Here is a 13,418-nt window from a genome sequence, read left to right on the forward strand (position 1 = left end):
TTTTGGTGAATATTTTCTATATTATATAAAAAAAAAGTCTCTAAAAAGTCTCTATTATGAAAAATTAAAGTTTCTTATAATCTTTATTATTATTTATTTTGATGAGTTATTTTATAGTGCTATTGTGAGTAATTATCTTAAATTCGGCACCTGAATTAGTATTATTAACTAAAAGTTTACCTTTCATATTATTCTCAATTATTAATTTAGACATAAAAAGTCCAACTCCAGTTCCATTTTTTTTGCCATGGGTAAAAAAAGGTTTAAAAATATCTTCAAGGGGATTTACTTTTATTCCACCTGCATTGTCTTCTATTTTTAAAATAACTTCAGAATTTTCTTCTTTCACACTAATAGTAATTTTAGGATTTAATATTTTTCTATCTACTAATGCATCTTTTGCATTATTAAGAAGATTTATTAAAACTTGAGTATATTCATTTTTGTAACCAATTATTTTAGGATTTTTACTTACTCTTATTTCAAGTAGTATATCATTTGCTTTTAAACTAGCACTTGTGAGTCTATATGCAGTATTTATTTGTTCTAAAACTTTAAACTCTTCTGTTTCTTTATTTGTTGTAAAAAAGTTTCTAAAATCATCAATTGTGTTTGACATATACTTTGTAATTATATTTAGATTTTCAATTGATTCTTTTAACTCTTCTTTTTTTACTTCCATATCTAAATTTAATTTACCTTCAATGGGAATAAATAATGAGGATATTTCCATCAAAGGCTGTCTCCATTGATGGGAAATATTATTTAACATTTCTCCCAAAGCAGCCATTTTATTTTGGGCAAATAAAAGCTTATCTTTTTCACGATTCTTTTTTATTTCAGTTTCAATAAGAATTTGTAATTCTTTATTTTTTTTTAATAAAGATAAAAGTTCTTCTTTTTTATTCATGTTTAGTAACCAAATCTTTGACCAAACTCAAAATCAGGTTTTACTATCTCTTCACCTTTAGTATCTATGTATCCTACTTTTTTATTTAAAACTACTTTTGTATATTTTGAATAAAAATTATTTATATAATCATATTTTGGCTCAATAATAACTTCACACTTTTTATTTATAAAGCCCCATTTATCAGCAAGTTCAGTTCTTGCATATGAATTTACTATAGGAAATATTTCATCATATTTCCCCTCTAATAACACTTTCATACTATTTGAAATACAACCCCATTTATTATTTGGAAACTGTACAAAAGCAACTCCATCTATAAACTCTTTTGCATCTAAATAAAATGGCTTTTGTACTATCTTAAATTTTTTATTCACATAACCATATTTGTCATTTTCTTTTATAATAAAAAACTCGTTATATAGTTTTGAAATATAGTCATATCTTGCTTCTAATAAAAATTCATTTTTATCATTAATTATTCCATATTTATTGTCTAATTTAACAATAGAATAATATTCACTATCTTTATTCTTTTCATTAATACTTGCAAAAGGATTGGCATCTTCATAGACTTTGTTGATATTAAGTTTATCTTTCTCTTGTAAAATCATATACTTATTATCTTTTATTACAAGTACTGAATTATCTTTTGAACTACATCCCATTATTAAAAAAGAAGTTGCCATAGTTAAAACTAATAAGTACAATTTATTCATAATATTTCCTTTATCTTTCATGCAATGCATTATCTTTTGTTTTTAATATAGGTTTCAAAATAAAATCAAGTATTGTTTTTTTACCCGTGATAATATCAACTGTAGCAACCATCCCTGGTATAATTGGAAGTTTTACACCATTTCTTTCAAGATAGTTTTTATTAGTTTTAATTAAAACTCTATAATAACTTTTACCCTCTTTTGATTCTTTGTCTATGATACTATCAGCAGAAATCTCAATAATTTTACCTTCAAGTCCCCCATAAATAGAAAAATCATATGCAGTGATTTTTACTATTGCTTTTTGACTTGGATTAATGAAGGCAATATCTTTTGGACTAATTTTTGCTTCTACAACTAAAACATCACTTTCTGGAACTATTTCCATAAGGTCAACCCCTGGTTGAACAACTCCTCCAATTGTATTGTAATAAAGCTCTTTTACAATTCCATCAACTGGTGAAGTAATAGTTGTCCTTGCGACTTTATCTTTATCACCTACTAGTTTTGCTTCAAACTTATTAATTGAACTTGCAGTTTCTTGAAGCTTTTTAGAAGCTTCTGCTTTAAAGGTATTAATCTTTTCTGTTATTCTACTTTTTGCTTCATCAATTGCTAATTTTGACCTTTTTACTGATAATAAAGCAGCTTCCAAATCACCTGTAGTTTTGTTATACTCTTTTTCAACATCTAATAAATCATATTTTGATTTAACACCTCTATTTACAAGTCTTTGAATTGTAACTCTTTGTTCTTTTATGATGTTGTAACTTTTGCTCAAATTTTTAATTGTATTTTCTATCTCTTTTAACTCTTGTTCTTTTTGTCCAGCTTGATTTTGTAATACTTTTACAGATGATTTTAGTTCATTAAATCTATTTACTAACAAACTCTTTTCCAAAATATCATATCTAGAAGAATCATTCATAACTTCTTTTGGAAAAACTAAAGTTGGTAACTCTTTATTAATGTCAATATTTGATTCAACTTCTAATCTAACTTTTACAGCAAGCAGACTTAAATACTCTTGTTTACTCTCTTCTAGCGTTGCTTGAAATCTTGTTGTATCAATTTTCATTAAAGGGGTACCTTTTTTTACAATTTGTCCCTCTTTTACTAAAATTTCTGAAATAATACCACCATCAAGTGATTGTATTTTTTGTATCTTATCTGTAGGAATTACTTTTCCTTGACCTCTTGCTAATTCATCAATCTCAGCAAAGGCTGCCCAAATAATTGCAATAGTAAATAATGAGATAATAAACAAAAAAAGTATATTTGCAAATTTTGTTGGACTTTCATTTGCATTTGAATAACTTGTATATATAAACTCTAAATCTTTTGTTTCACTATTTTCAAGTCCATAAAGTTTTTTAAACCAACCAAAAAAATTACCATTTAGGTCTTTTACATGAAATACTTGTGACAACAATAATCTTACTTTACTCATTTTTGCCACCTTGATTTGGTTTATATAGACCTTCTTTGGGACCATCAAAAACAATATTTCCATTATCTAAAACAATGACTCTATCAACAAGCTCTAATATTGAAGTTTTATGAGTAACAATAATTACAGTCTTATCATGAATAATATTCTTTAGTTTACCTATAAAAGCTTTTTCAGTTTGACTATCCATTGAATTTGTTGGTTCATCTAACATCAAAATATTTGGATCTGAAATAAGTGCTCTTGCTAAAGTTACACTTTGTCTCTCACCTCCACTTAATCCATCACCTCTTTCACCTACCATTAAATCAAAACCAGCTTCATGTCTACCCAAGAACTCATCAAGGCCAGCGATTTTTGATACAGATATTAACTCTTCATCAGATACATATTGTTCACCAATTGTTATATTATCTTTAATAGTTCCCATAAATAAAAATGGCTCTTGAGGAACTACACCAATTGAACTTCTTAAATCAATGGGGTCAATTTGTCTAACATCAACTTCATCCACCAATATTGAACCATTGGTTGGCTCATATAGATTCATAATAAGTTTTAATAAAGTAGATTTTCCTGTACCAATTTTTCCTAATATTGCTACTTTTTCACCTTTTTTAATTGTTACATTAAGATTATTCAGAATCTTATATTTACTTTCTTTATATGAAAAGTCAACATTTTTAAATTCAATATCACCATTTAAATTAGGTCTACTAATATAATTCTTATTTTCTTTTTCAACTGGCATTTTCATAATTTCATCTAAATTATTCAAGGAAAGCATTGTTTTATCGTATCTCATTATTAAAGAAACTAATTGTGAGACAGGTGCTATTGTTCTACCATTTAACATCATTGATGCAATAATTGCACCCATTGTTATATCACCCTTACCTGCTAAATAGACTCCACCTGCTACAATTGCTATATTTGAAAACTGTGCTATGTAAGCTGTAAAGAAGGTAATGCTTTGAGATAAAAACTGCCCTTTATCTGCATAATGTACAGTTTTGCCAACACTTTGATCCCAATTTGTTCTCATTCTATTTTGAGCTTTTACACTTTTAATAATTTCAAGTCCAGTAACCGTCTCAATTAATGTAGTTTGTTTTATTTGCTCTTCTTTTACTGATTTTTCGATTATACTCTTTAGGGGTCTTTGCATATACCAAGATGTACCAATTGAAATAATTACAGTTGAAAGAGTAATTAAGACAAGTGGTCCAGAGATATAAAATATTACAATTATAAAAAATATAGCAAAAGGAAAATCTACAAAAGCAGCAACTGTTGCACTTGTAAAAAACTCTCTAACACTCTCAAATGATTGTAATCTACTAACAAATTGTCCTGTTGAAGCTGGTTTTGAATCAATCTTTATATTTAATACATGGTTAAATATTTTATTTGCAATAATTGTATCAGTTCTTTTACTAGCTATTCCTAAAAAATATGATCTCAATATTTTCATTATAAAATCAAATAGCATCACAAAACTAATACCAATAAAAAGTACCCACATAGTATCAATAGCATTATTTGGCAAGACTCTGTCATAAACATTCATTGTAAATAAAGGAGTTGCAAGAATAAAAAGATTTATAAATAAAGATACTAATATCACTTGATTGTAAATACCTTTATTTCTAGCTAGTGTTCCCCAAAACCACTCTTTTGGTGTTTCTACAAGAATCTCTTTGTCTATTCTATTATTAAAATTGTATTCTGGTTTTATTATTATTACTTCACCTATAAACTCTGAATTTAATTTTTCTAAAGACATTTCACTCTCTCCAGAACTAACACCTGGAAGTATTATTTTAGCAATGGAAGTTTTTTCATTATAATCTAAAAGAACACAAGACCTGTCCTTTTCCAATAATAAAACTGCTGGTAATGCCAGTTTTGTAAGATTTTCAACCTTATCTCTTTTTACATTCTTTGTTGTAAGTCCAATTCTTTTAGAAGCTTTTAAAAACATAGGTAAATCGAAAGATCTGTTATGTATTGGTAGGTTAAATTTTAAAGAGCCTGCTGAAGTCTCTCTTTTATAATATTTTGCTAAAAAAAGTAAACACTCTAATAGCGTATCCACTTCTCTTCTATCTTGTAAGGTATTTAAATCTCGTTCTTCATTTTCTATGTTACTCAAAATAGACCTTTCTTCTAATTTTAATTATATTTTAAATATAACTCTTGATGTTTATTTATGCCATCAATTGAGGGCTTGTTTTTACTCAACTCTTTAGATAATGTTTTAATTTCTTCTTGTGCATCTGAATAACTTTTATAAACTCCATATAAAACTTTTGTATATTTTTTATCTTTTCCAAATTCATAAATAAATGCTTTATCAGCTATGTTATTATTTAAAACAAATTCTCTAGCTCTATCTAATTCAGTAAAAGTAGCTAAATTTATGGTAAAACTATCTTTTGATACAGCTAATAAGGCATTGTCACTATTAGTTTTTATTTCAGTTAAGTTTTTTTTCTTCTCAATTTTATTTTCTGGTTTTACTATCTCTTTTATATCTGTACCTTGTAACTTATTTTTTTCTTCAGATAACCTAAAAGATTCAATTATTGAACTATCTGTATCACTTATCAAACTATTTAAATCTTCTTGTGTAGTCTTATTTTGTTTATCTGGTTTAAACTCTATTATTCTTGGTTTTATCTCTTCACAATTTTGATTCTTTGATTCTAATATATTATCTGTCAATGATGAAAAATTATACATCAATTGATAATAGTTTACTATTCTATTATATTCTACATCTATTAATGTTTTTACTGACTCAAACAATTCATCTTGTGCATTTAATATATCTATAAAAGTTCTGGTACCTGCTGAAAACTGCTCTTTATATATATCTACTATATTTGTATTCGCTTTTACATACTCTTCTATTTCTGCTATTCTTTCTTTATATTTTTCATTTTTTCCATATAGTGATTTTACATTAGAAACTATTTCACCTGTGATATCATCCAGATTCTTTTTTTGTTCATTTAAAAATATTCTTTCTTGTTCGGTTGCTATTTTATCTTTATTGCCATTATATAAATTCCAATTAAGGTTCAATCTTGCCGCAACATTTTTTGTTGTTCCATCTCCTAACAAATCTATATCTTTATCTAATGATGCTCTTAACTCTAAATTTAGTTTTGGTAGAAACTCTCCTTTTGCTTGTGCTATTTTTTCTCTTTGTGCTTTTATTTTCTCTATTTGTTCTTTTATTTTACTATTATCTAATACTGCTCTTTTGATAGCCTCTTCTAATGTTTTTGGTATCTTTGATTCATCTATTACGGGTCTACAAATCTTACCTTTTGGCTTTACACCTACATATCTTGTATATGATGCTATTGCTGTATCTTTTTTATCTTCTTCATCTATATATTTATCTTTTACTAAATGCAATTTTGATCTTACTTGATAAGTCTCTAATATCTCTCCACTTATCTTCTCATTCTCTTGTGCTATTATCATATTATCTTCATTTAGTTTTACCATATTTTTGGTAACTCTTAATCTCTCTTCACTTTTTACTAAATCCGTATATACTTTTACTGCTTCTAATACTGTTGATTCTATTGCATCAAAGCTTCTATATCTATTTGATAAATCCTCATATTTTGATTGTGCTACTTGTGATGGTGTTATCCCTCCATCATACAAATATTGTCTTAGTATTACTGTTGCTAAAAATCCATCTTGTTTTGTCCATTCCCCATCTGTGCTTGAACTCTTTCTATCCTTATTATCTTTTGAGCTTTCTAAATATGTCTCTAGATTTACTGTTGGTAAATAATTACCCTCTCTGTCATCTACATATTTACTATATCCTTTTTGATTTTCTAATTCTGACTGAACATTTGGATTATTTATTAAAACTTTTGATACTGTATCTTTTAAACTTACAGCATTTAATTCAATTAAGAATAAGGAAAAAGCAAAAATGATAAAAAATAGTTTTTTCATGGATTTCCTTAATATAAAACATGCATATAATTTATTTTGTTATATAATTATATGAATTATAGCAAAACTAGGTTAATAAATGATTACGAATAAGTTACAAAATATTAATAATAAAAGTTTACTTGATAAAATTCTAAAAGACATAAATGTCATATATATAGAAGATGAAATTAATATTAGAATGAATATAACTAAAACACTAAAACTTATTGTAAATAGTGTTTTTGATCTTCCAGATACAATAAATGCACTTGATATATTAAATAATAATAAAGTTGATTTAATTATTTGTGATATAAATTTGCCAAAACAAAATGGAATTGATTTTATTAAAATAGTTCGACAAAAATTCCCAAAAATACCAACAATTTTATTAAGTGCTTCAACTGATAAAAAATATTTATTAGAAGCTACAAGATTGAAATTGATTGATTATTTAGTAAAACCAATTGATTTTACTATTCTTCAAAGTGCCTTACATAAAGTTGCACTTGAGATATTAGAAGAAGGTAAATATATACTTAAATTTAAAGATGATATTTATTATAACTATATAGAAAAAAAACTATATAAACAAAATATTGAAAATGATATTCCTTTAACATCAAATGAAATTTTATTATTAGACTTTCTTATTATTCATGACCAGAGACTTATCTCACAAGAAGAAATAAAAGCTACCATTTGGGATGAAGAAGAGTATGCTACTGATTCTGCGTTAAAGAATTTAATTAGTAAATTACGAAAAAAAATAGGTAAAAATAGTATTATAAATACATCTGGATTTGGTTACAAAATAAACTATAATAGTTAGTTTTTTATTATAGTCTATTTATTATAAAGTTTGTTTTTCTTTTTTTATATCTGTACCTTGTAACTTATTTTTTTCTTCAGATAACCTAAAAGATTCAATTATTGAACTATCTGTATCACTTATCAAACTATTTAAATCTTCTTGTGTAGTCTTATTTTGTTTATCTGGTTTAAACTCTATTATTCTTGGTTTTATCTCTTCACAATTTTGATTCTTTGATTCTAATATATTATCTGTCAATGATGAAAAATTATACATCAATTGATAATAGTTTACTATTCTATTATATTCTACATCTATTAATGTTTTTACTGACTCAAACAATTCATCTTGTGCATTTAATATATCTATAAAAGTTCTGGTACCTGCTGAAAACTGCTCTTTATATATATCTACTATATTTGTATTCGCTTTTACATACTCTTCTATTTCTGCTATTCTTTCTTTATATTTTTCATTTTTTCCATATAGTGATTTTACATTAGAAACTATTTCACCTGTGATATCATCCAGATTCTTTTTTTGTTCATTTAAAAATATTCTTTCTTGTTCGGTTGCTATTTTATCTTTATTGCCATTATATAAATTCCAATTAAGGTTCAATCTTGCCGCAACATTTTTTGTTGTTCCATCTCCTAACAAATCTATATCTTTATCTAATGATGCTCTTAACTCTAAATTTAGTTTTGGTAGAAACTCTCCTTTTGCTTGTGCTATTTTTTCTCTTTGTGCTTTTATTTTCTCTATTTGTTCTTTTATTTTACTATTATCTAATACTGCTCTTTTGATAGCCTCTTCTAATGTTTTTGGTATCTTTGATTCATCTATTACGGGTCTACAAATCTTACCTTTTGGCTTTACACCTACATATCTTGTATATGATGCTATTGCTGTATCTTTTTTATCTTCTTCATCTATATATTTATCTTTTACTAAATGCAATTTTGATCTTACTTGATAAGTCTCTAATATCTCTCCACTTATCTTCTCATTCTCTTGTGCTATTATCATATTATCTTCATTTAGTTTTACCATATTTTTGGTAACTCTTAATCTCTCTTCACTTTTTACTAAATCCGTATATACTTTTACTGCTTCTAATACTGTTGATTCTATTGCATCAAAGCTTCTATATCTATTTGATAAATCCTCATATTTTGATTGTGCTACTTGTGATGGTGTTATCCCTCCATCATACAAATATTGTCTTAGTATTACTGTTGCTAAAAATCCATCTTGTTTTGTCCATTCCCCATCTGTGCTTGAACTCTTTCTATCCTTATTATCTTTTGAGCTTTCTAAATATGTCTCTAGATTTACTGTTGGTAAATAATTACCCTCTCTGTCATCTACATATTTACTATATCCTTTTTGATTTTCTAATTCTGACTGAATAGTAGGGTTGTCAATCATTACAGTAGCCACAGTGTCCTTTAAACTTACGGCATTTGAACTTGAGTTTACAATTAATATTGTAATCAAAACTAAAAAGAATTTATTTTGCAATGTATTTCCTTATAAGTAAAGTATAAATAATAAAGTTTATTATTATATCTTAATTATTTCAATAAATCACTATTTTATTACATGAATTTAGAAATTAATAAGTGGCATAATTATTTATTATTGTTTTAATTTATAATTAAAAAATTAATTTAATTATTTTATCTGATTGTATTATACTAGAAAGTAGTATCAGAGTAGTGTCAAAAAGCAAGAAAACTAATTATTTTCTATATGGTTTGAAAATAATTAGTAATCGAGGAAGAAGAAGTAAAGCAGAGCATAACATTGCAATCATAACAATTACAGTTAATAATCCAAAATAAATAGTTGGTATAAGGTTTGATAAAACTAATATTGAAAATCCAAGTACTACTACTAAAGTAGTATAATACATAGCATAACCAATACTATCATGGGATCTTTTCATAGCTTCAATATAATCATGATCTACTTTATACTCTTCTTTAAATCTATGAATATAATGTATAGTATCATCAACACCTATTCCTATACTAATAGCTGCAATTGTTATTGTCATAATATCTAAAGGAATACCAAGCCAACCCATTATTCCAAATACAATACCAATAGGAACAACATTTGTAATTATGGCAATAAGTGCTACTTTTACAGATCTAAATAAAATAATGAACATAAAAAATAAAATAGCAATTACAAATCCCAATGTTTTGATTTGAGAATTAAAAAGTGACTGAAGCATATTATTATATAAAACCATAAGTCCAGTTACTTTATAACTCGCTTCAGTTTTTGGAACTATTTTGTTTAAATCTTTTTTTATTTTGAGTAGAAAATCATTTCTTCTAAGACTTGGGTCAGAATCTATTATTCTAATACTAAATCTTGCTTCATTTTTCTTAATATCTATATAAGGTGATAGAATCAAATCTTTATATTTTTCTGGCAACTTATTATATAAAAGAGCTAGTTTAAAACCATCAAGAGGCTCACTTTTATTTAAAGTTTTACCTATTTTTAATAATGTTGCTAAAGATTGAACATTACCTACTGAATCTAAACTTTCTAAGTAATTGTGTACTTTCATAATTAAAGCCATCTTATCTTCAGTGAACCAATACTGGGCATCATTTGAAGTTGATTCAAACTCATCTTCAAAAGAAAAGTCATCAGAAGAAGACTCTTTTTTAGCTTTCTTTTCAACTTTAAAATCAACTATAATATCTAAGGGAGTTGTTCCGCCTAGTTTTTTATCAATAACTTCCATACCTTTGTAAATCTGGGTGTCTTTTTTAAAATAGTTAATAAAAGAGTTTTCAACTTTTAATTTTGAAGTTCCAGTTAAACTAAAAACTATAATTAAAGCTGTTCCAATAAAAATATACTTTGATTTTTTCTCTACTATATATGAAGTAAAAGAAGTCAAAGAGGAGTGGTTTTCAAGTTTTTTATGTGGTCTTTTTATTTCACTCATTATTAAAATTGCAGGGAAAACAATAAATGAAATAAGTAAAGACATTGCAATCCCTGCACTCATCATCCAACCTAAGTTTATAACAGGAATAATTCCAGAAAAAACCAATGAACCAAATCCAGCAATTGTAGTAATTATTGCAAAAAACGAAGGATTTAATTTTGAAAGCATGGTATTTATTACTAATTTATATTGGCTAGCATGTACAAATCTTCCACTTAACTCTCTATATCGAACAATTAGATGTAATACAATTGAAATAGTAATTATTAGTTGTAATGCAATAAAATTGGATGATATAACAGTAATCTCCCAGCCAAATAGACCAAGTAACCCAGATGTAGCCACAACTGATAAGATACAAATCAGTATAGGCAGAGTTATCCAAATAACTTGTCGAAATATTATCCATAAAACAACAATCAAAATAAATACAAGCGTAGTTCCATAAACTGCTAAATCATTTTTGACAAAGGTAATAACATCATCAGCAATCATACTAGTTCCACCTAAAAATAGCCTTGCTTGATTATCATATTTTTTTATTATTGCTCTGACATCTATAATATTTTGATGTTCTGCTTTTCTAAGTTTATCTCTATATATTTTAAATTCATTTTTTATATTCTCAAGTTCAAGAGATTCAGCATTAGAGATAGTTCCATCTCTTTGTTTTTTAATTAAAGCATTTCTTTTATCCAAGAAGTTAAAATATTTATCATCTCTAATTAAGTTTACAACTATAGATGTGGTTTTAAAATCACTACTTACAAGGGCATTCTTATACAAAGGACTTGTAAGAAACTCTTTTTTTGCAAGTTTTTTATCCACATCTTTATCTTCTAAAAGATTTACTTTATCTACAAGCTCTTTTATCTCTCTAACTGGTGATTCAAGCATAGGAACAGTTAAAATTGATGTTACTGATTCTACTCTTGGAAGTTTTTCTAAATCACTTGAAATATCTCTTATCAAATCTAAACTACTCTTTGATAATAAGTCATTTTTAGGACTTACAGTTAAAACTAAAATATCTCTATTTTTATATCTTTTATTTACTTCTCTTGTTAGTTTTAAGTCTTTGTCATTTTCTAAAAGTAGTGTCTCTGAAGAAGCATCTATTTGTAGTTTTGTAGCATAATATCCTAAAAAAGATATCAATAATAAAAGAGCTACAAGAACTCTTTTAGGATTATTTAGAATAAATTTATCAAAAAATGTTTTCATTAATTAGTTGTTTTTGTATTTAAAGTAAGCAATAAATCTTTAAAACTTTTATTTTTCAAATATCCAGCAAACTGTTGTCTATATGTTTGCATAATACTAACTCCTATAATATTTACATCATAAATGAGCCAATCATCATTTGAGTTTTTATAAAATTTGTACTCTATTTCATACTTCTCATCTTTTCCTATTAAATGTGTTATTAGTCTAATTCTTTTGGGATTTAATTTGTCAACACCATCTATTTCAATTTTTTGATTTGTATAAAGATCTAATTTATCAATATATGAGTTTTTTAATTTTGTTTCAAAAAGCTTTGTAAATTCAGCTTTTTCTTCACTTGATAAATTTTTCCAATCTTTTCCTAGTGCAATTTGAGACATAACATTGTAATCAAAAAGAGCATCCATAATAGAAAAAATCTTATCTGTTCTCTCTTTTAGTGTTTTATCTTTTTGCTGTAAAATCGATATAACATTATCAATTTTTTCTTGCATCACATCTTTTATTTTAGATTCTTCAATTGCAAATAAACTCTTTGAAAATATTAATAAAGAGAAAATTAAAACTAAAAACTTATTACTTATCATTGAACTATTCCTTAATCTCTTTTTCTCTTTTTTGTTCATAAATATCTCTTAAAAATGGGTATAAATCAATTGCATCTTTTTTAATATTTTGATATCGTCCAATATTAAAAGAATTTTCATTTAAATATCGACCTGTTGCCCAATAAATAGTCTCTTCATCATTATTTGGAATTTTATATTTTAAATCACTATCTCCAAAATTATTTAAAGGAGAAACATATCCATCGGCAACCATTGCAAAAGTATCTCTCAAATTTGAAGGTCCTAAAAGTGGTAAAACAAGAGGAAATCCAGAGCCAACTCCATAAAAGCCTAAAGTTTGGCCAAAATCTTCTTTATGCGCTTGCCAATGTAATTCAGTAGTTGCAGGATCCATAAAACCCAATAATCCAAAAGTACTGTTTATTAGGAATCTACCCAACTCTTCTGCACTATTTGAAAATTTAAATTGCAATAAATTATTAACAAATCTAATAGGAAATAAAAGATTATTGAAAAAGTTTGATACACCAGTTCTAGCAACTTCTGGTACAACTTTTACATATCCTCTTGTAACGGGATCAAATACATAAATATAGACTTTGTCATTAAATGATGTCATAACTCTGTTATAACCACTTAGTGGATCAAATACCTCTGCTTTTGGTTCACTGAATTCATTAGAAAAATCTATTGAAGCATCATCGGATGCCACTGCAATATTTAATAATAAAATTAAACTGAAAATAATCTTTTTCAAATACCTATCCTATCTTTTTA

General features: G+C 26.1%; 10 protein-coding genes. 1 reads left to right on the forward strand and 9 read right to left on the reverse strand.

What is annotated here, in order from left to right:
- Positions 1-106: 106 nt before the first annotated feature.
- The 5 genes from LXN10_RS03310 to LXN10_RS03330 are packed head-to-tail and all read right to left on the reverse strand — an operon-like array spanning position 107 to position 7,069.
- A complete protein-coding gene (locus LXN10_RS03310; protein ID WP_375724519.1) occupies positions 107-910 on the reverse strand; it encodes a sensor histidine kinase in 804 nt (267 codons plus the stop codon).
- Positions 911-912: 2 nt separating this feature from the next.
- Positions 913-1,629 (reverse strand): WG repeat-containing protein, encoded by a 717-nt coding sequence (locus tag LXN10_RS03315; protein ID WP_375724520.1) that lies wholly within the window; start codon positions 1,627-1,629, stop codon positions 913-915.
- A 10-nt stretch (positions 1,630-1,639) separates the two neighbouring features.
- Positions 1,640-3,079 carry an HlyD family type I secretion periplasmic adaptor subunit gene (locus LXN10_RS03320; RefSeq protein WP_375724521.1) on the reverse strand — a complete coding sequence of 480 codons (1,440 nt, stop codon included), beginning with the start codon at positions 3,077-3,079 and terminating at the stop codon, positions 1,640-1,642.
- Complete coding sequence (locus LXN10_RS03325; protein WP_375724522.1) at positions 3,072-5,234, reverse strand: type I secretion system permease/ATPase; 2,163 nt, start codon at positions 5,232-5,234, stop codon at positions 3,072-3,074. The genes LXN10_RS03320 and LXN10_RS03325 overlap by 8 nt, the downstream gene beginning before the upstream one ends.
- 20 nt (positions 5,235-5,254) lie before the next feature.
- Positions 5,255-7,069, reverse strand: coding sequence for a TolC family protein (locus LXN10_RS03330; protein ID WP_375724523.1), 1,815 nt, complete (start codon positions 7,067-7,069; stop codon positions 5,255-5,257).
- A 79-nt stretch (positions 7,070-7,148) separates the two neighbouring features.
- Here LXN10_RS03330 and LXN10_RS03335 point away from each other — a divergent pair, with 79 nt between their 5' ends.
- The gene (locus LXN10_RS03335; RefSeq protein ID WP_375724524.1) at positions 7,149-7,883 is read left to right on the forward strand and encodes a response regulator transcription factor; all 735 of its coding nucleotides are present in this window, start codon (positions 7,149-7,151) and stop codon (positions 7,881-7,883) included.
- A 21-nt stretch (positions 7,884-7,904) separates the two neighbouring features.
- Here LXN10_RS03335 and LXN10_RS03340 read toward each other — a convergent pair whose 3' ends face one another.
- The 4 genes from LXN10_RS03340 to LXN10_RS03355 all read right to left on the reverse strand — a co-directional run bounded on the left by LXN10_RS03340 (position 7,905) and on the right by LXN10_RS03355 (position 13,398).
- Positions 7,905-9,389, reverse strand: coding sequence for a TolC family protein (locus LXN10_RS03340; RefSeq protein WP_375724525.1), 1,485 nt, complete (start codon positions 9,387-9,389; stop codon positions 7,905-7,907).
- Positions 9,390-9,609: 220 nt separating this feature from the next.
- A complete protein-coding gene (locus tag LXN10_RS03345; RefSeq protein WP_375724526.1) occupies positions 9,610-12,069 on the reverse strand; it encodes an efflux RND transporter permease subunit in 2,460 nt (819 codons plus the stop codon).
- Entirely contained in the window at positions 12,069-12,659 is a 591-nt protein-coding gene (locus tag LXN10_RS03350; RefSeq protein WP_375724527.1) for an ABC transporter substrate-binding protein, read from the reverse strand. Before LXN10_RS03350 ends, LXN10_RS03345 begins: the two co-directional genes overlap by 1 nt.
- Before the next feature lie 4 nt (positions 12,660-12,663).
- Entirely contained in the window at positions 12,664-13,398 is a 735-nt protein-coding gene (locus LXN10_RS03355) for an MlaA family lipoprotein (protein WP_375724528.1), read from the reverse strand.
- Positions 13,399-13,418: the final 20 nt, after the last annotated feature.

It is taken from the genome of Arcobacter iocasae, from assembly GCF_042214795.1.
GTDB classification, from domain to species: domain Bacteria; phylum Campylobacterota; class Campylobacteria; order Campylobacterales; family Arcobacteraceae; genus Arcobacter; species Arcobacter iocasae.